The organism is Brenneria roseae subsp. americana (assembly GCF_003115815.1).
In the GTDB taxonomy this organism is placed as follows: domain Bacteria; phylum Pseudomonadota; class Gammaproteobacteria; order Enterobacterales; family Enterobacteriaceae; genus Brenneria; species Brenneria roseae.
In genome coordinates, this window is the sequence record NZ_QDKJ01000021.1 from 14,372 (window position 1) to 36,509 (window position 22,138).

General features: G+C 51.6%; 20 protein-coding genes, 1 tRNA gene and 1 pseudogene. 5 read left to right on the forward strand and 17 right to left on the reverse strand.

The annotated features are described in order from the left end of the window. Positions 1 to 14: 14 nt before the first annotated feature. Positions 15 to 1,937 carry a BglG family transcription antiterminator gene (locus B4923_RS19430; RefSeq protein WP_109491362.1) on the forward strand — a complete coding sequence of 641 codons (1,923 nt, stop codon included), beginning with the start codon at positions 15 to 17 and terminating at the stop codon, positions 1,935 to 1,937. 19 nt (positions 1,938 to 1,956) lie between these two features. Here the strand turns inward: B4923_RS19430 and B4923_RS19435 are convergent, their stop codons facing one another. From B4923_RS19435 to ilvC, 4 genes and pseudogenes are all read right to left on the reverse strand, one after another. Continuing rightward, the gene (locus B4923_RS19435) at positions 1,957 to 2,355 is read right to left on the reverse strand and encodes a hypothetical protein (RefSeq protein WP_109491363.1); all 399 of its coding nucleotides are present in this window, start codon (positions 2,353 to 2,355) and stop codon (positions 1,957 to 1,959) included. A gap of 38 nt (positions 2,356 to 2,393) precedes the next feature. Further along, positions 2,394 to 2,501 (reverse strand): annotated as a pseudogene (locus tag B4923_RS21265) (hypothetical protein); the annotation flags it as partial. Between the two features lie 57 nt (positions 2,502 to 2,558). Next, entirely contained in the window at positions 2,559 to 2,708 is a 150-nt protein-coding gene (locus tag B4923_RS21145) for a hypothetical protein (protein WP_245929678.1), read from the reverse strand. A 230-nt stretch (positions 2,709 to 2,938) separates the two neighbouring features. Next, positions 2,939 to 4,417 carry a ketol-acid reductoisomerase gene (ilvC, locus tag B4923_RS19445; RefSeq protein ID WP_109491364.1) on the reverse strand — a complete coding sequence of 493 codons (1,479 nt, stop codon included), beginning with the start codon at positions 4,415 to 4,417 and terminating at the stop codon, positions 2,939 to 2,941. Between the two features lie 168 nt (positions 4,418 to 4,585). Between ilvC and ilvY the strand changes: the two genes are divergently transcribed. Together ilvY and B4923_RS19455 are read left to right on the forward strand one after the other, a co-directional pair. Further along, positions 4,586 to 5,476 carry an HTH-type transcriptional activator IlvY gene (gene ilvY, locus B4923_RS19450; RefSeq protein WP_109491365.1) on the forward strand — a complete coding sequence of 297 codons (891 nt, stop codon included), beginning with the start codon at positions 4,586 to 4,588 and terminating at the stop codon, positions 5,474 to 5,476. Beyond that, positions 5,473 to 6,240: a lysozyme inhibitor LprI family protein gene (locus B4923_RS19455; protein ID WP_109491366.1), complete on the forward strand. Its 768-nt coding sequence runs from the start codon at positions 5,473 to 5,475 to the stop codon at positions 6,238 to 6,240. Before ilvY ends, B4923_RS19455 begins: the two co-directional genes overlap by 4 nt. Positions 6,241 to 6,245: 5 nt before the next feature. Here the strand turns inward: B4923_RS19455 and B4923_RS19460 are convergent, their stop codons facing one another. The 7 genes from B4923_RS19460 to ilvL all read right to left on the reverse strand — a co-directional run bounded on the left by B4923_RS19460 (position 6,246) and on the right by ilvL (position 13,719). After that, positions 6,246 to 7,004 (reverse strand): DUF2461 domain-containing protein, encoded by a 759-nt coding sequence (locus tag B4923_RS19460; protein ID WP_109491367.1) that lies wholly within the window; start codon positions 7,002 to 7,004, stop codon positions 6,246 to 6,248. A gap of 96 nt (positions 7,005 to 7,100) precedes the next feature. Beyond that, entirely contained in the window at positions 7,101 to 8,645 is a 1,545-nt protein-coding gene (ilvA, locus tag B4923_RS19465) for a threonine ammonia-lyase, biosynthetic (protein WP_109491368.1), read from the reverse strand. Positions 8,646 to 8,650: 5 nt separating this feature from the next. Next, entirely contained in the window at positions 8,651 to 10,501 is a 1,851-nt protein-coding gene (gene ilvD / locus B4923_RS19470) for a dihydroxy-acid dehydratase (RefSeq protein ID WP_109491369.1), read from the reverse strand. A 69-nt stretch (positions 10,502 to 10,570) separates the two neighbouring features. Further along, positions 10,571 to 11,497: a branched-chain amino acid transaminase gene (locus tag B4923_RS19475; RefSeq protein WP_109491370.1), complete on the reverse strand. Its 927-nt coding sequence runs from the start codon at positions 11,495 to 11,497 to the stop codon at positions 10,571 to 10,573. 32 nt (positions 11,498 to 11,529) lie between these two features. Continuing rightward, positions 11,530 to 11,790, reverse strand: a complete 261-nt coding sequence (gene ilvM / locus B4923_RS19480; RefSeq protein WP_109491371.1) for an acetolactate synthase 2 small subunit — start codon at positions 11,788 to 11,790, stop codon at positions 11,530 to 11,532. Between the two features lie 42 nt (positions 11,791 to 11,832). Continuing rightward, positions 11,833 to 13,479: an acetolactate synthase 2 catalytic subunit gene (gene ilvG, locus B4923_RS19485; RefSeq protein WP_109491372.1), complete on the reverse strand. Its 1,647-nt coding sequence runs from the start codon at positions 13,477 to 13,479 to the stop codon at positions 11,833 to 11,835. Positions 13,480 to 13,620: 141 nt separating this feature from the next. Continuing rightward, positions 13,621 to 13,719: an ilv operon leader peptide gene (gene ilvL, locus B4923_RS19490; protein ID WP_072062072.1), complete on the reverse strand. Its 99-nt coding sequence runs from the start codon at positions 13,717 to 13,719 to the stop codon at positions 13,621 to 13,623. A 353-nt stretch (positions 13,720 to 14,072) separates the two neighbouring features. Between ilvL and B4923_RS19495 the strand changes: the two genes are divergently transcribed. Then, a complete protein-coding gene (locus B4923_RS19495) occupies positions 14,073 to 15,599 on the forward strand; it encodes a YifB family Mg chelatase-like AAA ATPase (RefSeq protein ID WP_109491373.1) in 1,527 nt (508 codons plus the stop codon). Positions 15,600 to 15,739: 140 nt separating this feature from the next. Here the strand turns inward: B4923_RS19495 and B4923_RS19500 are convergent, their stop codons facing one another. Beyond that, positions 15,740 to 16,078 (reverse strand): MaoP family protein, encoded by a 339-nt coding sequence (locus tag B4923_RS19500; protein WP_109491374.1) that lies wholly within the window; start codon positions 16,076 to 16,078, stop codon positions 15,740 to 15,742. Between the two features lie 119 nt (positions 16,079 to 16,197). On the opposite strand from B4923_RS19500, the gene hdfR reads away from it, so the two are divergent. Then, a complete protein-coding gene (hdfR, locus tag B4923_RS19505) occupies positions 16,198 to 17,025 on the forward strand; it encodes an HTH-type transcriptional regulator HdfR (protein ID WP_109491379.1) in 828 nt (275 codons plus the stop codon). A gap of 12 nt (positions 17,026 to 17,037) precedes the next feature. On the opposite strand, the gene yjfF is transcribed toward hdfR, so the two are convergent. The 5 genes from yjfF to B4923_RS19530 form a co-directional block, all read right to left on the reverse strand. Beyond that, positions 17,038 to 18,000, reverse strand: a complete 963-nt coding sequence (gene yjfF / locus B4923_RS19510; RefSeq protein WP_109491375.1) for a galactofuranose ABC transporter, permease protein YjfF — start codon at positions 17,998 to 18,000, stop codon at positions 17,038 to 17,040. After that, complete coding sequence (gene ytfT / locus B4923_RS19515; RefSeq protein ID WP_109491376.1) at positions 18,000 to 19,010, reverse strand: galactofuranose ABC transporter, ATP-binding protein YtfT; 1,011 nt, start codon at positions 19,008 to 19,010, stop codon at positions 18,000 to 18,002. Before ytfT ends, yjfF begins: the two co-directional genes overlap by 1 nt. Before the next feature lie 10 nt (positions 19,011 to 19,020). Further along, positions 19,021 to 20,517: a galactofuranose ABC transporter, ATP-binding protein YtfR gene (gene ytfR / locus B4923_RS19520; protein ID WP_109491377.1), complete on the reverse strand. Its 1,497-nt coding sequence runs from the start codon at positions 20,515 to 20,517 to the stop codon at positions 19,021 to 19,023. A gap of 87 nt (positions 20,518 to 20,604) precedes the next feature. After that, positions 20,605 to 21,561: a galactofuranose ABC transporter, galactofuranose-binding protein YtfQ gene (gene ytfQ / locus B4923_RS19525; RefSeq protein WP_109491378.1), complete on the reverse strand. Its 957-nt coding sequence runs from the start codon at positions 21,559 to 21,561 to the stop codon at positions 20,605 to 20,607. 445 nt (positions 21,562 to 22,006) lie between these two features. After that, positions 22,007 to 22,082 (reverse strand) — tRNA-Trp (locus B4923_RS19530). Positions 22,083 to 22,138 lie beyond the last annotated feature (56 nt).

Consider the following 22,138-nt stretch of genomic DNA (forward strand, 5'->3'; position numbering starts at 1 on the left):
GAGAGGAAACCCGAGTGCAATTCCCCAATCAACGTTTAGCCCAGTTGTTTGATATGTTGCAAAACGAGACGCTGCCACAGGATGAACTGGCGCAGCGCTTGTCGGTTTCCACACGTACCGTTCGCGCCGATATTACCGCGCTCAATGCGCTGCTGGCGCGCCACGGCGCACAGTTCGTACTCAGCCGAGGCAACGGCTACCGGCTGGAAATTGACGATCCGGTACGCTATCAGGCCTTGCAGGAAACGCGTCCGCGTCCACGGCGTATTCCACGCACGTCACAGGAACGCATTCACGCGCTGGTGGTGCGCTTTCTGACCTCGGCGTTTTCCCTGAAGCTGGAAGATCTGGCCGACGCCTGGTTTGTCAGCCGCGCCACGTTACAAAGCGACATGGCGGACGTGCGCGAATGGCTCGGCCGCTATGATCTGATCCTTGAAACCCGCCCGCGTCACGGTATGAAGCTGTTTGGCGACGAAATGGCGATCCGCGCCTGTCTGACCGATCTCCTGTGGGGGCTGGCCCAGCAGGACAACGATAATCCGTTGATCACCGAAGAGGCGCTTACGCCCGGCATGCTCGCGCACCTGACGGATATCCTCCATGATTGCTTCAGCCAATGCCATATTCGCCTGACCGATGAAGGCGAACGGTTCCTGCGGCTGTATTGCGCCGTTGCTTTACGGCGTATCAGCGAAGGTTACCCTTTACCCGAGTTTGTCGCCGACAATGTGGATGACGATGTAGATGATAATGTGCAGGAGGCAGCGCACCGTATTGCAGACATCCTGCAACAACTGACGGGTAAGCCCCTCTCAGCCGCGGAAGAAAACTGGCTAAAGGTACACATCGCCGCCCGCCAGATCCAGGACATTGCCCCCAGCACCATCAGCGCCGATGACGATGAGGCGCTGGTAAATTACATCCTGCGCTATATCAACACGCAATATAATTACAATCTGCTTGGCGATGAGCAGCTGCACGCCGACCTGCTAACGCACATCAAAACCATGATCACCCGTGTACGCTATCAGATTAATATCCCCAATCCGCTGCTGGACAACATTAAACAGCACTACCCGATGGCGTGGGACATGACGCTGGCCGCAGTATCGAGTTGGGGAAAGTATTCGCCTTATGTGATCAGTGAAAACGAAATTGGTTTTCTGGTACTGCATATCGGCGTGGGGCTGGAACGCCACTACGACATCGGTTATCAGCGTCAGCCCCGCGTACTGCTGGTGTGCGATACCGGCAACTCCACGATACGTATGATCGAGGCGCTACTGCTGCGTAAATACCCGCAGATTGAGGTCACGCGGACGATGACGCTGCGGGACTATGAGCAGCGCGCCGCCATTGATGAGGATTTCGTCATCGCCACCGCCCGCGTGATGGAAAAAGATAAACCGGTGGTGATCATGACGCCGTTCCCAACCGACTATCAGTTGGAACAGATCGGCAAACTGGTTCTGGTGGACAGAACGCGGCCGTGGATTCTGGAAAAATATTTTGATGCCAACCACTTTCGCATTATTCGCCAGCCCATGAGCCAGCAGACGCTTTTCGAACAACTGTGCCGTCAGTTGGAAAAAGAGGGTTATGTCGATGCCGACTTCTTCCCCTCGGTGGTCGAACGTGAATCCATCGTCAGCACCATGCTCGGCGAAGGTATTGCGCTACCCCACTCGCTGGGGCTGCTGGCACGTAAAACGGTGGTGTATACCGTACTGGCGCCCGCAGGGATTCAATGGGGCGATGAGACGGCATATGTTATTTTTCTACTCGCCATCAGCAAGAATGAATATGAGGAAGCGATGGCGATTTACGATCTCTTCGTCACGTTTCTGCGCGAACGAGCCATGACCCAGCTACGCGACAGCCGGGATTTCGCGGATTTCAAGACCGTGGCGATACGCTGCGTCAGCCGGTTTTAACACCGCATGCAAGTGCCTTTCAATTCTGAATGATAATTTCTGTCGGTAGCGTTTCCTGCGTGTTATTAAACCGAATTCGGTTATCCAGTTTATAGACCTCACCAACCACTTTAATGACCAACACACCATCCTGCATCGAAATTTCCGCATTGCGTGTGTTCGTTTTCAAAATTTCCTGTGGTTTTTGATTGCCTTTACGAACACGATAAGAATAAACGAAACCGACCGTCGCGCCGCCATTCTCCAACTGCAAAACATCTATAGAAATATTATTATCAAACTTATATTCACTAACTTTGGCATAACTATCTTTCGTACCAAATAAATAATAGGCTATTCCTGAGATTGAAAGAAACAGCAGGGCGATAGCTAGCGTAAAAGATAAGAAGAATAATTTAATAACCTTTGCTTTTCGCATAATCGATCCCTGGCTTAATATAGATCTGATCGTTTGGATCATCGCCATAAGTTCACTACCCCAGCATACGCCATCATCTGGAGACGGGTTCCCGCCTTCATTTGGGCACAGCCAGCCGCCCGCAGTAAAACGGTTTCAGGGATCCCTCCAGCGTAACCGACGGTACCATAATGGAAATTCCCAAAACTCTCAAATTTAGAACTTTATTGTTTAAAATCCCAGGGACCTTTATTCCGGACAAGCTTATAAAAATCATAATAATCTAAAGGACCTACTATTCTTCCATATTTATTCTTGAGATAAGCCATATTAGCATCGACAGATACACCTTCAGGCGCAGTAGGATAGAACATATCCCAACCTCCTTATTGAGACGATAAACGCGATATTTCATTAATTGAGTCGATATTATAATAATCGTCATCTTCTACACAAATAGGCAGAAATCCCATTAATTAACGTCGTTATTTTCGTGATATGCAAAAAGACATCAGGGGAAAGGGAGAGCTTTTACGATGTGTGTTAAACAAAAATTAAAGGCACAGCGTGATGCCGTGCCTTGTTTTCGCGTTGCCGAATAGGGTTAACCCGCGACAGCGATACGTTTCATATCCGTCATATAGCCACGCAGTTTACGGCCAACCGTTTCAATCGGGTGGTTGCGGATCGCTTCATTAACGTCACGCAGCTGCGCGTTGTCTACCTCGGTCGCGGCAACGGTTTTGCCCAGATCGCCCGGCTGTAGTGAAGCCATGAACTTCTCTTTCAGCAACGGAACGGCGGCGTTCGCGAACAGGTAGTTACCGTATTCCGCAGTATCAGAGATAACCACGTTCATTTCATACAGGCGCTTACGCGCGATGGTATTGGCAATCAGCGGCAGTTCGTGCAGTGATTCGTAGTAGGCGGATTCTTCAATGATGCCTGCGCTCACCATGGTTTCAAATGCCAGCTCAACGCCGGCTTTCACCATAGCAATCATCAGCACGCCATTATCAAAATATTCCTGCTCGGAGATTTTACCGTCAAACTGCGGCGCGTTTTCAAACGCTGTTTTGCCGGTTTCTTCACGCCAGGTCAGCAGCTTAACGTCGTCGTTCGCCCAGTCAGCCATCATGCCGCTGGAAAATTCACCGGAGATGATGTCATCCATGTGTTTCTGGAACAGCGGCGCCATAATCTCTTTCAGCTGTTCAGACAGCGCGTAGGCACGCAGTTTCGCCGGGTTGGACAGCCGATCCATCATCAGCGTGATGCCGCCTTGTTTCAGCGCTTCAGTAATGGTTTCCCAACCGAACTGAATCAGTTTTTCCGCATAGGCAGCGTCAACACCATCAGCAACCAGCTTGTCGAAGCTCAGCAGAGAACCCGCCTGCAACATACCGCACAGGATAGTCTGCTCGCCCATCAGGTCGGATTTTACTTCGGCAACGAAAGAAGATTGCAGCACACCGGCACGGTGGCCACCGGTTGCCGCCGCCCAGGCTTTGGCAATCGCCATGCCTTCGCCTTTCGGATCGTTTTCCGGGTGAACCGCGATCAGCGTCGGCACACCAAAACCACGTTTGTATTCTTCACGCACTTCGGTACCCGGACACTTCGGCGCCACCATCACTACCGTGATGTCTTTACGAATCTGCTCGCCGACTTCAACAATGTTGAAACCATGGGAGTAACCCAGCGCCGCCCCTTGCTTCATCAGCGGCTGAACAGCCTGAACCACGGCGGAGTGCTGTTTGTCCGGCGTCAGGTTAACCACCAGATCGGCTTGAGGAATCAGTTCTTCGTAGGTACCAACGGTAAAACCGTTTTCAGTGGCTTTACGCCATGAAGCACGTTTCTCGGCAATGGCTTCCTGACGCAGCGCATAAGCGATATCCAGACCGGAGTCACGCATGTTCAGGCCCTGGTTCAGACCCTGAGCGCCACAGCCGACAATCACCACTTTTTTACCTTTCAGGTAGCTCGCTTCATCGGCGAATTCATCACGTCCCATAAAACGACACTTGCCTAATTGCGCCAACTGCTGACGCAGGTTCAATGTGTTGAAATAGTTAGCCATGTCATGCTCCGTATACTGTTTTGTTTGTCTGTTATTCCAAGAAAGGTTCCCCGCCAGAGGGGAAACAATTATAGCGTCCATCATATGACAGGAAATGCGTTGCTTAAATTGATATATTAACAACGTCATATTGCAAGATCTGCAAGGTAAAAACGAGGCTCGCATCGCATGGATTTACGTGATCTCAAATTATTTCTGCATTTGGCGGAAAGTCGGCACTTTGGCCGTACCGCCAAGGCGATGCACATCAGCCCTTCTACGCTGTCGCGGCAAATTCAGCGGCTGGAAGAAGACCTGGGCCAAACGCTGTTTCAGCGCGATAACCGCACCGTGCAACTTACCGATGCCGGGGAACATCTGAAGCTGTTCGCGCAGCAAACGCTGTTGCAATACCAGCAGCTTCGACACGCGATCGGTCAACGCGGTCCATCACTTAGCGGCGAACTGCGAATTTTCTGTTCCGTAACCGCCGCTTATAGCCATTTACCCCCGATTCTCGATCGCTTCCGCGCCGAGCATCCGCTGGTGGAGATCAAACTGACCACCGGCGATGCCGCCGATGCCGTTGAGAAAGTACAGTCAAACGATGCCGATCTGGGCATCGCCGGACACCCGGAAACCTTGCCCGCCAGCGTGGATTTTACGCCTATCGGTAAAATTCCGCTGGTGCTGATTATCCCCGCGCTGCCATGTCCGGTTCAGACACAGATTAAAGTCCCCAATCCAGACTGGGCGCAAATTCCGTTTATTTTGCCGGAGCACGGCCCGGTGCGTAAGCGTATTGACGTGTGGTTCCGCCGCCGCCACATCACTAATCCACAAATTTATGCCACCGTATCCGGTCATGAGGCGATGGTGTCGATGGTCGCGCTGGGTTGTGGTATTGCGCTCATCCCGGATGTGGTGTTGGAAAATAGTCCCGAGCCGGTGCGCAATCGCGTTTCCGTTTTTGCCGAACAGGCAATGGAACCCTTTGAACTGGGCGTTTGCGTACAGAAAAAGCGGCTCAGCGAACCGTTAATCGCCGCCTTTTGGGAAACACTACAGGATAAACCATGAAATCACTGTATATCATTGCCATTGCCAGCCTGATGCTGACATCACCTGGCGGCGGACAAGCGGCCAGTTTTTCCTGCGAGAAGGCGACGTCTCAGCAAGAGAAATTAATCTGCCAAAGCCCGCTGCTCGGCCAGTTGGATGAAGAATTATCACAGGAGTGGAAGACGTCCCGCGCATTTTTAACCAGCTATGACAACAGTGCGCCACAGGAAAAAGCGCTCAATCAGTTTCAACGCAGCTGGCTCGGTTCGCGCGATCTTTGCAAGGATGAAGACTGTCTGCGTCAGCGCTATCAGCAACAGCTCAACCGATTACGTTACCTCAATCAAATTGCTCAGCATGCGCTTCCGGCGCCGATAACGCCGGTAAAAACCGCGGCCTGTTTCCACGGTAGCTTCAGTTACGTTTACACCATGCAAAAATTATCCGACGAGGAATACCGCAATCTGGGTGAATATTTTAGAGAGATGTATGACCAGAAAGCGCCGTATCACGCCGTCAGTCTGGAAATGACCAATCAACGCGGCAAAATTGAAGGCGGTGGCTCCATTGCTTTCCGATACGGCAATAAGCTGGATGACGTGGCGTTCAGCGCTCGTCAGATGAACGAGACGCAGGCAATCGGTAAAAGTGAAGGCAGTTTTGAGGGGCAGGTCAAGATCTTGCTCACCTGCATAGATGACGATCATATGCAGATCGCCACCTTCGACAGCGCCGGTGAAACCTACCTGTTCAACTACCTGATGGTACGAGAGAAAACATAATTAACTCACGTTATTTTCCAGCGTTCAAACCATTTGTCCGCAGAGAATGCATACGCTCCTGACGCCTCCGTTTCCTGTGCGGCTTTTTTCATGGTCTCGATATTCATCAGGTAGTGATAAAGCGGCTCAAGTTGGGTAAATCCCTGGGCCAGCGTCGTGACCAAATCACCGGAGAAAAGCGGTTCCATATCCTGGCTGGTATGAATAGCGGCGAAAGATTTACGGTTATACCAGTTGGCCAACTCTGGCGGCAGGTCTTTAATCAGCGGGCGTTTGTAACTTTCCCCTTCCAGTACAAACCTATCCTGTAAACATTTGGCGACTTCAAGGAATTGTTGCGGGTTGCCACGCACCGTTTGGCGGAACAATTCCATCGTGTTACGCGTTGCGCTGTAATAGCCCAAACCATAACGCCAAAAGTCCGGGGCAATCTCAAAAAAATAGACCGGCGCGTCCGTCCAGTCTTTACGGGTACGCTTGAACGTCAGCCACATCTGGCTGCGGTAGCGTGATTTATCGTGGGAGAATCGCGTGTCGCGATGAATGCGGGACAGTGTTTTTCCGATCGCCGGACGGGTTTCAAAATGATCGTCAATCTGCAACATGGTCAGACTGAGTTCATCAACCAACGCCCGAAAAGGAGCAACGAGTTGTTCATCGTAAATGCCACGATGTTCATCAAACCAGTCTTTATCATTGTGCTGACGAACCTGCTGCAGGAATGTCAGCCCTTGCTGAGAAAACCCATTGAAGTGTGGCGCCATCGTTATCTGCCATCCGTGTTGTCTGCCTGATGGCATAAAGATAACGCGCCCGACAGTGAAACACCACCGGGTGCGTTATTGGAACACATTCAATCCCTAGCCCGCCAGAAAGAAACGAAAGGCCGGGTTATTGGTTTCATCATGGCACTCATAGCCCAGCGCCTGCAGATGTTGCTCAAACTCCGGATCGCGCTCGTCCAGTTCAAACGCCGCCAATACGCGACCAAAATCCGTACCGTGGCTACGATAATGGAAAAGCGAGATATTCCAGTGCGTACCCAACGTATGCAGAAATTTCAGCAAGGCGCCCGGCGACTCAGGGAATTCAAAGCTGTAGAGCCGCTCCTGCAACGGTTTTGAAGGACGTCCGCCGACCATATAACGCACGTGCAGCTTCGCCATTTCATCATCAGACAGATCCACGACCTCATAACCGCCCGCAGACAGCTCGGCAATGATTTCCTCACGCTCGGCATAGCCACGCGTCAGGCGCACACCGACAAAAATGCAGGCATCGTTGGCATTGGCATAACGGTAGTTGAACTCGGTGACTGAACGGCCGCCCAGCAATTGGCAGAACTTCAGAAAACTGCCTTTTTTCTCCGGAATAGTGACTGCCAGTAAGGCTTCACGCTGTTCGCCCAGTTCACAACGTTCGGAAACGTAACGCAGGCCGTGGAAGTTAACATTGGCGCCGGATAAGATATGCGCCAGACGTTCACCCTGGATCCGGTGCTGCTGAATGTATTTCTTCATCCCCGCCAGCGCCAGCGCCCCGGACGGTTCCGCAATCGCACGCACATCTTCAAACAGATCTTTGACCGCCGCGCAAATAGCATCGCTATCAACCGTGATCACATCGTCCAGGTATTCCTGGCATAAGCGGAAGGTTTCATCGCCGATGCGCTTAACGGCAACGCCTTCAGCAAACAGCCCCACGCGTGGTAGGTCAACAGGGTGTCCGGCGTCCAGAGCCGCCCGCAGACAGGCAGAATCTTCCGCTTCCACGCCGATAACCTGAATCTGCGGCATCAACTGCTTGATCAACACCGCCACGCCCGCCGCCAGACCGCCGCCGCCGACCGGCACAAAGACCCGATCCAGATGCGCATCCTGCTGCAATAACTCCATCGCCAGGGTGCCCTGCCCGGCAATCACCGCCGGATGGTCGAATGGCGGCAGGAAAGTCATATGCTGTTGCTGTGACAACTCAATCGCTTTGGCTTTCGCTTCATCGAAGTTGGCCCCGTACAGCAACACCTCGCCGCCGAAACCGCGCACGGCGTCAACCTTGATATCGGCGGTCGCCACTGGCATCACGATCAACGATTTGATGCCCAGCTTGCTGGAGGACAGGGCTACACCCTGCGCATGGTTACCCGCCGATGCCGTCACCACACCGTGCGACCTCTGCTCATCGCTTAGCCCGGCCATCATGGCGTAAGCGCCGCGCAGCTTGAAGCTGTGTACCGCATGCCGGTCTTCGCGTTTGACCAGAATGATGTTATTCAGCCGTGAAGAAAGCTTATCCATTTTCTCCAGCGGTGTGACCTGTGTGACCTCATAGACCGGCGAACGCAGGATCGCCCGCAGGTACTCCGCGCCCCCCGGCGCGGAAGGAAGTGGTTGTGACACTGCCATTAGAATCAGCCTCCCAGCTTACTCTTATCACGTACGGCGCCTTTATCAGCGCTGGTCGCCAGACTGGCGTAGGCGCGTAGCGCAAAAGAAACCTGACGGTCACGATTGTGCGGCGTCCAGGCCTGTTCGCCCCTTGCCTCTTCCGCTGCGCGGCGGCTGGTCAGCTCATGGTCGGCCACATCCAGCACGATGCTGCGATTCGGAATATCGATGGCGATCATGTCACCGTTCTGAACCAGACCAATGATGCCGCCGCTTGCCGCTTCCGGTGAGGCGTGGCCGATGGACAAACCGGAGGTTCCGCCGGAAAAACGGCCATCCGTAATCAGCGCACAGCTCTTACCTAATCCCATCGACTTCAGGAAGCTGGTCGGATACAGCATTTCCTGCATGCCCGGACCGCCTTTCGGCCCTTCGTAGCGGATCACCACGACATCACCTGCGACGACCTTGCCACCCAGAATCGCTTCAACCGCATCGTCCTGACTTTCATAGACTTTGGCCGGGCCGCGGAACACCAGACTCCCTTTATCGACGCCCGCCGTTTTCACGATACAGCCGTTTTCCGCCAGATTACCGTACAGCACGGCCAGACCGCCGTCCTGACTGTAGGCAAATTCGCGGGAGCGAATACAGCCTTCCTGACGATCGGTATCCAACGAATCCCAGCGGCAACTTTGCGAGAACGCCTTGGTGGTACGGATGCCCGCCGGACCCGCGGAATACATACTTTTTACGCTGTCGTCCTGCGTCAACATGACGTCATAGGCTTCCAGCGTTTGCGCCAGGGTTTTACCCAGCACGTTATTCACGTCCCGATTCAGCAAACCCGCTCTGTCCAGTTCGCCCAGAATACCGATTACCCCACCGGCGCGGTGAACATCTTCCATATGATATTTCTGGGTGCTCGGCGCGACTTTACACAGATGCGGCACCTGACGAGACAAACGATCGATATCGGTCATGGTGAAATCGACGTCCCCTTCCTGCGCCGAGGCCAGCAGGTGCAATACCGTATTGGTGGAGCCGCCCATGGCGATATCCAACGTCATGGCATTTTCAAACGCGGCTTTATTGGCGATGTTGCGGGGCAACACGCTCTCATCATCCTGCTCGTAATAGCGTTTCGCCAGGTTGACAATGCGTTTACCCGCATTCAGGAACAGTTCTTTACGATCGGTATGCGTCGCCAGCAGTGACCCGTTGCCCGGCTGAGACAGCCCCAGCGCTTCGGTCAGGCAGTTCATGGAATTCGCGGTAAACATCCCGGAACAGGAACCGCAGGTCGGACAGGCGGAACGTTCAATCTGATCGCTGTCGGCATCGCTGACATTCGGGTTAGCGCCCTGGATCATGGCATCAACCAGATCCAGCTTGATGATCTGATCGGACAGTTTGGTTTTTCCTGCTTCCATCGGTCCGCCGGAGACAAAAATAACTGGAATGTTCAGGCGCAACGACGCCATCAGCATTCCCGGGGTGATTTTGTCGCAGTTGGAAATACACACCATCGCATCGGCGCAGTGCGCATTCACCATGTATTCCACCGAGTCGGCGATCAATTCACGGGAAGGCAGGGAATAGAGCATGCCGCCATGCCCCATGGCAATACCATCATCAACCGCTATCGTATTGAATTCTTTCGCTACACCACCGGATGCCTCAATCTGCTCGGCAACCAGTTTTCCCAAATCGCGTAAATGCACATGGCCGGGAACAAACTGGGTGAATGAGTTAACCACCGCGATAATGGGCTTACCAAAATCGTCGTCGGTCATCCCGGTGGCTCGCCACAAGGCTCGGGCACCCGCCATATTACGGCCGTGGGTGGTTGTGGCTGAACGGTACTTAGGCATGCTCTTATTACTCCAATAATAACTTAATGGGCGATGGCGGAACGAACCACCGCCTGATTCTATCTATAATTAGGGGTTGACTGGATCCAGCCAGCCCCATTTATCTTCTGTCTCACCGGTAAACAGGCCAAAGAACGCCTGCTGCAATTTTTTCGTGACCGGGCCACATTTACCGATGCCCACCTGAATACCATCGACGCTGCGAACAGGCGTGATTTCTGCGGCGGTACCGGACATAAACACTTCATCGGCCAGATAAAGCGATTCGCGCGACAGCACCTGTTCACGGATTTCAAAGCCCAGATCTTTTGCCAGTTTAATGATAGCGTCACGCGTAATACCTGGCAGTGCGGAAGAGGTAAACGGCGGCGTAAAGAGAATGCCGTCTTTGACTTCAAACAGGTTTTCACCCGCGCCTTCAGACACATAGCCATGCACATCCAGCGCAATCCCTTCCTGGTAGCCATGGCGACGCGCTTCACTCCCCACCAGCAGCGAAGAAAGGTAATTGCCGCCCGCTTTCGCGGCGGTCGGGATCGTGTTTGCAGCGACGCGATGCCAGGATGACACCATGGCATCAATCCCCTGCTCCAGCGCTTCCTCGCCCAGATAAGCGCCCCACGGAAAAGCAGCGATGATCACATCCGTTTTATAACCATCAGGCGGGTTCACCCCCATGCCCACATCACCGACGAAAACCAGCGGACGAATATACGCACTGGTCAGATTATTCTTGCGTAGCGTTTCGCGGCACGCTGCCATCAGTTCTTCAATGCTTTGCTGCATCGGCATGCGATAGATTTTTGCCGAATCATGCAAACGCTGCATATGCTCGCGGTGACGGAACACCACTGGGCCTTTGTGCGAGTCATAGCAACGAACGCCTTCAAACACGGAGGTGCCATAATGCAACGCGTGCGACATCACGTGTACCTTCGCCTCTGCCCACGGAACCATCTCACCGTTGAACCAAATGTAGTCAGCTTTCTTGGTCATTCTTTATTTTCCTTACCTTGTAACTTTGTACGTTAAGCACTGATCTGTTGTGTCGCTGTCATTGGTTGAATATCGACATAGGAAATATCGAGTAATTTACTCAATTGTGCCGACAATAAATCTACCGGACGGTGGCTGGCAACGGTCAGTTCGATATTAATTTGTTCGTTATTCGTCGTGTGTACCATGTTCATGGCGCAGACTTTAAAACCGCGGTGGCGGGTAACGCGTAATACACGCTCCAGGACTTCGGGACGAAAGCGCGCCTGAATGGAAAGTTGATGATGTATCATTCTGTTTTTTTCTCCAGCATTTATTCTGTTTTTAGCCAGCCATTACTCGGTTTTATCCAACATCGTTTCATTACCGGCACCGGGCGGAACGAGAGGCCAGACATTTTCGTATTCATCAATGGAGACATGCAGCAAGTATGGCCCTTCGCTGTTGAACAGGGCATCCAATGCAACATCAATCTGGTCTTTACGGGTGATACGTTGGCCGGGGATATCAAAAGCGCTTGCCAACGTCAGGAAATCAGGATTATCGGAGAGGTCGGTTTCACTATAGCGTTCATCAAAAAATAACTGCTGCCACTGTCTCACCATGCCTAACCGTTGGTTGTCCAGCAAGACGATTTTCAGCGGCAGGCGTTTTCGCTTGATGGTGCCCAGCTCCTGAACATTCATCATGAAAGAGCCGTCGCCCGAGATACAGATTACCATATCCTCCGGACGGGCGACCTGCGCGCCAACGGCGGCAGGCACGCCAAATCCCATGGTGCCCAGCCCGCTGGAGGTGATGAAGTTTTCTGGCCGGCTGAATGTCATATGCTGAGCCGCCCACATCTGATGCTGGCCCACATCCGTCGTCACCACGGTTTCCGCGTCCATACGTTCGGAGATTGCCTTCAGCAAGGCTGGCGCATAGATGGCCTGACCCGGATGATCATAGCGCCATGGATATTCCGCCTTCATCATCGAAGCTTGCTGTTGCCATTCGACGATGTTCAGCGATTGTTGCAGCGCAGGCAACAGCACTTTCAGGTCGCCTTGCAATGCCACATTAGCCTGGCGCAACTTGCTCAGCTCAGCCGGATCGATATCCAGATGAATCACCCTGGCATGAGGCGCAAAGGCGCTCAGTTTGCCAGTAACGCGATCGTCAAAACGAGCTCCGACGGCAATCAGCAGGTCACACTGCTGCACCATCAGGTTAGCGGCTTTCGTACCATGCATGCCAATCATGCCCAGGTAGCCGGGATGCTCGGCGTCAACACTCCCCAGCCCTTTCAGCGTGACGACCGAAGGCATATTGGTGGTTACCAGAAACTCACGCAGGGCGGGAACCGCCTGCGCCATACCGACGCCGCCGCCGGCGTACAGCATCGGTTTTTTCGCCTGCGATAGCATGTCACGCGCTAGCTCAATATCCTGAGCCGGGAAATCAAAATCGTTGTCGACAGGGGCAAAATGCGGAGTGAAATCCCCGACGGCCAGTTGAATATCTTTAGGAATATCCACCAGCACCGGGCCGGGACGGCCGCTACAGGCAATCGCAAACGCTTCGGCCATCACCTCAGGCAACGACTCCAGCGACTCAACCAGGAAACTGTGTTTGGTACAGGCCAGAGACAGCCCTAAAACGTCGATCTCCTGAAAGGCATCCGTACCGATCAGCGCCGAACCAACCTGACCGGTGATAGCGACAACGGGAACAGAATCCAGCAAAGCATCGGCCAGACCGGTGATCAAATTGGTTGCGCCAGGACCTGATGTGGCAATACAAACGCCGACTTTCCCTGTTGCACGGGCATAACCAATTGCCGCCATTGCTGCGCCTTGTTCATGACGGCACAGGAGATGTCTTACGCCGCCGTCGTAAAGTGCATCATAGACGGGCATTATTGCCCCCCCCGGATAACCGAAAACAGTTTCCACTCCCTGCGTTCGCAACGCTTGTACCACCCACTGAGCCCCATTCATAGTTATTTCCCCGACATCTTATGGGAATAATAGAATTTTATGCTGCTGTTCATGTTCTGTTCCTTTACGTTAACTATTGCGCCCAACAAAAAACCCCCGACCTTACGGTGCGGGGGTTTTTCTTGAATTCGGGCTTGATTTTTAAGCCATTCTTCGTCCAAGTGCTGCCCCGCACGGTGGGATAATAATCACCACCACGCTAATCACGACTAGGCTAATCACTAGGAATAGGGCTTTCATAAATAGGTTGTTCAATAATCTGCTGTCGAACGAATGCCTACAGAGTTATCACAGTCAGACATATGATGACAACAATTTTTTGCATTATTAATTTTAAACGGCGGCGATAGAACATTAAAAAACACAGTCGAATCATAGCGTAAAGTGGTATTCGTTTATTTTCACCCCATTGCGGGAAATTTGCGGGTAGCCGCTAACCCATCATTGAAAATCGCGATACGCCTCGAACAAATACAGCAAACTCATAAGAGAAAAAACTCTTCCCCGCTGCAACTTCGCAAACTCATCACGGCGCACTCCCTGCTGGAATGGCAATAACGCATTATGCCAACCATGCACAAGGAGGAAAGAACATGTCACTGGCGGTTACCTATACACGGGCGATGATAGGCGTACAGGCCCCAGGTGTGTACATCGAAGTACACATCAGCAACGGACTACCAGCATTAACCCTGGTTGGCTTGCCAGAAACCACCGTCAAAGAGGCCCGCGATCGCGTACGCAGCGCGCTGATTAATTGCGGATTTACGTTCCCCGCCAAGCGGATCACGGTAAATCTCGCACCCGCCGATCTGCCAAAGGAAGGAGGACGTTACGATCTCCCCATTGCTCTGGCCATTCTGGCGGCCTCAGAACAAATTGATGGGGCGAAACTCAGCCAGTACGAGTTTCTTGGCGAGTTGGGTCTCTCAGGTACCTTACGTGGCGTAAACGGCACTATTCCGGCAGCGTTGGAAGCGATAAAATCCGGACGCCAATTGATTTTGCCTGAAGACAATAAACAGGAAATGGCGCTGATCCCCCAAGGAGAAGCGCTGATGGCCGAACACCTGTTACAGGTTTGCGCTTTCTTTCAGGGCGATGAAGCCTTACTCCGCAGCCGTGATATTCCGCTGGAGATGGCAGCCGATGACGACATGCCGGATCTAAAAGATATTATTGGTCAGGAACAGGCAAAACGGGCGTTGGAAATCGCTGCCGCTGGCGGCCACAATCTGCTGCTGCTCGGCCCTCCCGGCACAGGAAAAACCATGCTTGCCAGCCGGCTTGGCAACCTAATGCCGCCCCTGAGCGATGAAGAAGCACTGGAAAGCGCGGCGATAAACAGTTTGATCAATATTGATGCGACCATGAAACATTGGCGCACCCGGCCATTCAGAGCTCCGCATCACAGCGCCTCCATGACGGCCCTCGTCGGTGGTGGCTCGCTACCCAAGCCGGGAGAGATTTCTCTCGCCCATAATGGCGTTTTATTTCTGGATGAGCTTCCTGAATTCGAGAGACGGGTTTTAGACTCGCTACGAGAACCACTGGAATCGGGCGAGATCACTATTTCCCGTACCCGCGCCAAAGTTTGCTACCCCGCCCGGGTTCAGTTGGTTGCCGCCATGAATCCAAGCCCTTCGGGTCATTATCAGGGGATACATAATCGTCTGCCGGCACAGCAAATCTTGCGTTATCTCAGCAAGCTGTCCGGCCCGTTTCTGGATCGCTTCGATATCTCCATTGAAGTGCCATTACTGCCTCCCGGACTTTTACGCCGGCAAAGCGCTCAGGGAGAAAGCAGCGCCATCGTCAGGGAACGCGTACTGGCCGCCAGACAAAAACAGATCCAGCGTGCAAATAAAATCAATGCGCTACTAAAGCCGAACGAGATCGAGAAATACTGCCGATTGGAAGCGGAAGATGCCGCTTATCTGGAAGAAGTCATGAGCAGGCTGGGGTTATCAGTACGCGCCTGGCACCGGATATTAAAAGTTGCTCGTACCATTGCCGATCTCGCCAACCAAGCCGAAATTCAGAGAAAACACCTTGCTGAAGCGCTCAGCTATCGATGCATGGATCGCCTGCTAATACAACTACACAAGAATCTTGGATGAACATTGCCGCACCGTTCAGGATACGTACAGATAAAACGACTAACGTTTAAAGGCCAGAAATAAAAAATTTCCGGGAGAGTCCGGAGAGTGATGGGCAAAATACCCATCGTAAAAAATGGGGCTATCGCCCCATTTCCTTACTAATCGTCACTTTCGGTGTATTCTTCAACTGCGTCCATTTGCGGTTTACCGCCGGACAGCGTGTGGAAGCGCTTAGGACGACGGATACGATCCAGATATTTGGACCATATTTTCTCCATGTCCGTCTCAGCCTTACGTTCGCCACGACACATCGCAACAAACTGTGTCTCCTCCTCGGTAACGGGCTCACGTTTACCCAGATCAAGTTCGTTAAAGGCATAACCATGGCGTTCCAACAGTTGTGCTTCTTTAATAGTAAAGTCGCCGTGCCGGGAAAAACCACGTGGATAAAACTTGTTATCAAAAAAACGATTATTGGTAGAGAAGCTTTCCGCCATCTTACACGCTCCTGATTCTTCTATGGTCGTGTTGTTTATGGCGCGGAGTATTAGATAGGCTTGACATTGTGTAAAACAAAACATTTAAATCATTACGACAAAATTTTTTGGAGATGGGCGTGGATACCGAATTACTAAAAACCTTTCTGGAAGTCAGCAGGACAAGACACTTTGGTCGCGCCGCAGAATCGCTTTATCTGACACAGTCAGCGGTGAGTTTCCGTATTCGTCAGTTAGAGACCCAGCTTGGTGCAAATTTATTTACCCGCCACCGTAACAATATCCGCTTAACCCCGGCGGGAGAGCGGCTTTTACCCTATGCAGAAAGCCTGATCGGCACCTGGCAGATTGCCAAAAAAGAGGTCGCGCGTTCGCAACAGCACAGCCTGCTCTCTGTCGGCGCCACCGCTTCGCTGTGGGAGGCGTATCTCACGCCATGGTTGCAGTTACTCTATCAGCAACGGCCTTTACTACAGCTGGAAGCTCGTATCGCACTGCGTCACTCATTGGTAAAACAACTTCATGAACGTCAGTTGGATCTTTTAATCACGACGGAACAGCCCAAAATGGAAGAGTTGGCGAGCCAACTGTTGGGAAATTTTTCACTCTCGCTCTTCACGTCCGCGGAAAACGAGAGCAATCAGGAGTTGCCTTACATCAAGCTGGAATGGGGCGCCGATTTTCATCAGCAGGAAAGTCGGCTGTTGCCTAGCGATCAGCTTCCTGTGCTTACCACCACGTCCGCACATCTTACCCGCCAGTTGCTGGCGACCACGGGTGGCTGCGCCTTCCTGCCCAGCCATTGGCTACAAATTTATCCCCATCTGAAAGCAATAAACGACACGCCGCCCGTAGTACGGCCGTTTTATGCCGTCTGGCTACAAAACAGCGATCAGCATGCTCTAATCCGACAGTTACTCAAAACGCCGATTGTCATATCGGCATAGATAACATGCCACTTAGGCACGTCTGGCCAACCAGAACGTGCTTAATGCTTTTTGCAATCCGATGAAAGCGAGCAGTAAAAACCCGATAACGATTTTTGTCCACCAGGAACTCAGCGTACCGTCAAACGTAATATAAGTTTGTATCAATCCCTGAATCAGCACGCCAAATAATGTCCCCAATACCGTCCCCACTCCCCCGGTCAGCAAGGTGCCGCCGATAACCACCGCCGCAATCGCATCCAGCTCAACCCCACTGGCGGCCAGAGCATAACCCGCTGACGTATAAAGCGAAAAAACAATACCGGAGAGCACGGCAAGCGTACTGGACAACATGTAAATATAAATGGTTGTCCGTCTGACGGGCACCCCCATCAATTCAGCAGAATAGCTACTGCCGCCGATAGCGTAGACCCGGTTGCCAAACCGGGTGCGATGCGCCAGCACGATTCCGGCCAGTACCACCATCAGCATCACCAATGCCAGAAAGGTAAACCGGCCGCCGCCAGGAATACGCCATGCCAGACTGGCCAGTTGGGCGTATATTGGGTGATCGATGGGTATCGATTCTTCCGATACAATAAAACTCATGCCGCGAATAAAGAACATGCCCGCAAGCGTGATGATAAAAGCCGGTAATTTCAGCGTATCAATAATCCATCCCATCAGAGCGCCAAACATCGCCCCCATCACCAGCGCGATAGCAAATGCAGTAAATGGATCAATACCGTAGGTTCCTATCAACTTAGCCAACAATACGCCGGTAAATGCGATCACGGAGCCCACAGACAGGTCTATCCCGCCCGACAGGATGACAAACGTCATCCCAACAGCCACGATGCCCAAAAACGCGTTATCGGTCAGCAAATCAAAGAAAACCCGCGTCGAGGCAAACCCTGGAAACTGACTGATACAGAACATATAGCCAACGATAAACTCCACAATCGTCATCAGCAGGGGGAAATTTCGCTTCAGCATTATCCGAGCCTCCTGAAAATTGGGTGTAACGAGAAACGCGGTGATTGCATGATCAGAACAGCCAGCACGACCAACGCTTTCAACACCAAATTAAATTCAGGCTTGTATCCAGACAGCAAAATCCCCGTATTCATGCTCTGAATGATGAGTGCGCCAACCACAGAAAGCAGTAAATTGAAGCGCCCCCCTAACAGAGAACCGCCACCAATCACCACGGCCAGAATGGCATCCAGCTCCAGCCAGAGGCCTGCATTATTCGCATCAGCGCCCCGGATATCCGCCGTTACAATCACGCCAGCTACCGCAGCACAAAGGCCACAGAGCACATAAACGGAAACCAAAACCAGCTTGGTACTGACGCCTGCGTTACGGGCAGAACGCAGATTAATACCGACTGACTCAATGAATAATCCCAATGCACTTTTACGTGTCAGCAACCAAAGCAGCAGTAACATCATGCAAGCAATGATAACCGGCATCGGCATATAGAGCAGCGTGCCACTCCCCAGCCTGGCCAGGCCTGCGTTATCGAATGTAATAATTTGCCCTTCAGTAATCAGTTGGGCGATGCCTCGTCCCGCCACCATCAGCATGAGCGTCGCCACGATCGGCTGAATTTGCAAAATCGCAACCAGAAAGCCATTCCACAACCCGCATAACGCGCCTGCGGCTAAAGCCGCGCCTAGCACAAAATAAAGTGGGTGCCCTGCGGCGGTGAGCGTGGCAGCCGTCGCACCCGCAATGGCCATGACCGCACCGACGGATAAATCAATTCCCCCCGTCGCAATAACCAACGTCATCCCCAACGCTAATAGCGCCACCGGAGCGCCTCGATTCAAAATATCAATTAAGCTACCGAACAGGCGTCCATCCTGTACGTGCAAAGAAAAGAAATTGGGCGCGACCAGACTGTCGATCAGTAGGATTGCTATCAAGGCAAAAAGCTGCGGCATCCCCTTGGAGAATGTCCAGCGAACTTGCCTGACAGGCTTGGCTTTACTGTCTGTCATTTACGACTCCTTATTGCACCGCTATCGCCTGCATAACTGCTGCCACGGAAATCTCGTGGTGATTAAGATGGGTCACATGTTGTCGGTCCCTTAAAACCACAATGCGATCGGCATAGCCCGTCAGTTCCTCCAGCTCAGAAGAGATCACTAACAAGGCCATGCCTTGCTCACACAGTTTCTCTATCAACCGAATGATTTCGGCATGCGCGCCAACATCAATACCGCGAGTCGGTTCGTCCAGAATCAGAAAACGAGGCTCTGTCGCCAGCCAGCGTGACAACAAAACCTTTTGCTGATTGCCGCCGGATAAATATTGAATCTCCTGCTCGGGGCCAGGAGTACGGATACCAAGCAACTGGATAAAATGCTCGGCTATACGGGTTTGTTCTCGCAGGGAAATCGGCTTCAGCCAACCCCGCTGCGCCTGAAGTGCCAGAATGATGTTCTCTCGCACCGTTGCCGCACCGACGATACCATCGGTCTTACGATCCTCAGGACAATAGCCAAACCCCAGCTTACTGGCTTTGCGCGGCGTACGTATATGAACGCGCTTACCATCAACCCAGGCTTCGCCACCGTCAGATGTCTTGATGCCAAAAATAAGCTGTGCCGTTTCCGTCCGTCCCGAACCGAGCAACCCGGCCAAACCCACGATCTCTCCAGGATGAACGGCAAGCTCGAAGTCATTAATCAAACCACGCCGCCCATAATGTTTGAATTGCACAATAGGGTCGCAAGTCACCCGGTTATGCTCGCCACGCTTCAGTAAGTTCTCATCAAAGCTGTGCCCCAACATCATCTGGATTAAATCAATACGCGGCAATTCACTTGTCGGCAAAGTACCGACCAGTTTTCCATTACGTAACACGGTAATTCGATCGCTAATGCGGTAAACCTGATCAAGAAAATGCGTGACAAATATCATGCCGATTCCCCGATCGCGTAATTGTCTTAATATATCCAACAGCATATCCACTTCTTTAGCATCCAGGCTCGCCGTTGGTTCATCCAGAATAAGTACTTTGGCAGAAAGATCTATTGCTCTGGCGATGGCGACAATTTGCTGGATAGCAATAGAGTAATTTCCTAATTGCTGACTGACATCAATATTCAGTCCATAGTTCACCAGTAGTTTTTCGGCCTGACTGATAATCCTTTTTTGATCGACAATACCAAACCGGGTTGGTTCTCGACCGATAAATAAATTCGCTGCAACAGATAAATTAGGTAATAGATTAACCTCCTGATATACCGTACCAATACCTAATGACTGCGCATGTGCGGTATTGGTTGGATTAATATTAACCCCTTCAAGAATGATTTCTCCGGCAGAACGACGATAAACGCCGGTAAGCGCTTTTATCAGAGTGGATTTCCCTGCGCCGTTTTCTCCTAACAGTGCGACTATCTCGCCGCCATCAAGCGTGAAGTTGACCTCTTCCAGCGCCTTCACCCCCGGAAACTCAACACTCATTCCTCGAATATCTAACAACCGTGCAGTTTCCATCAGTCTCACCTATCCAGAAACTTACTATGCCAGGATGATTATTTATATAAACGTTATGGCGAGCGAGGATGCCCGCCATAGAAAATATCAGTAACCAAGATCTTTTTTGGTCTCATACTCTTGTTTTGCTGTGTCAGGTAATAATAACCTTGATTCTGTTTGAATAAATTTCTCCGGTTGCTTCCCATCATTTTTCATTGCCAAGAATGCATCAAATGCGGGACCGGCCATATTTGGCGTTAATTCAACGGTAGCATTTGCTTCACCATCCATCATGGCTTTGAAAATATCAGGAACCCCATCAATAGAGACGACTTTTATTTGTGAGCCCGGTTTTAATCCCGCTTCCTTGATCGCTTGAATTGCACCGATGGCCATATCATCGTTATGCGCATAGACCGCACATATATTTTTTCCGTTTTGCTCTGCCTTAATAAAGCTTTCCATGACTTCTTTACCCTTACTACGGGTAAAATCTCCTGACTGAGAACGAATAATCTTTATCTGAGGTGCCGAAGCGATACCGTCAGCAAAACCTTTCTTTCGATTTATCGCCACGCTTGCGCCGACCGTTCCCTGTAATTCGACAACATTACAAGGCTTGCCAGACATCTCTTTTACCAGCCATTCTCCCGCCACCTTGCCTTCATACACGCTGTCAGACGCTACTGCAGCGGTGTAGAGTGATGGGTCGTTCACATCAATCATCCTGTCGAGTAAAAAGACCGGGATCTCCGCTTCTTTTACTTCCTGCAAAACAGGGGCCCAACCAGTAGCCACTACAGGTGCAATAAAAATTGCATCAACACCCTGAGCAATAAACGATCTAACCGCTTTTATCTGATTTTCCTGCTTTTGCTGCGCATCAGCGATTTTTAACGTTATTCCACGTTTCTCCGCTTCCTGCTTCGACACTTTGGTCTCGGCAGAACGCCAGCCAGATTCAGAACCTATTTGAGAAAAGCCAATGGTAAATGGCTTTGCCTGTACGGCACTGCATAACACCGTACTGACGGCGATTGCTACCAGTAAACGCCTGTACATATTTAACTCCTTCTGTGTAGTCTTACAGCTACTTAGTCAGATTGCAGGTACAACGTAGAACTATGCCTTATCGCGATAGTGCTACCGATGTGATATTGAGAGTTTCTGAATACAGAGCGATCAATCGTACATACGATAGAAAGCCTCTTTACATGTCGTCGACACTGCTTAGTTTTAGTTCAATTGTCTGGGGGGATGAATGAGCAAGCTCACAACCTGGTATTACGGTCATTTTGTGCATATTTACAGCCAATTAACCCTGTAACACCCAAGGCAAAAAATCATAGTTAACTATTTAAAAACATAAGGTTAGGGAAATATAGAAACTAATCAGAAAAATACTGTCTTTCGCTGCGGAGCAGGACTGTGAGGGTAAAAAGAGAAAATTGAAAGGGAAAACAGGGACGAAAAAAAACCCTTCACGATGAAGTGAAGGGTTTTTATCTGGCAGGGGCGGAGAGACTCGAACTCCCAACACCCGGTTTTGGAGACCGGTGCTCTACCAATTGAACTACGCCCCTAAATAGGGTGGCGGAACGGACGGGACTCGAACCCGCGACCCCCTGCGTGACAGGCA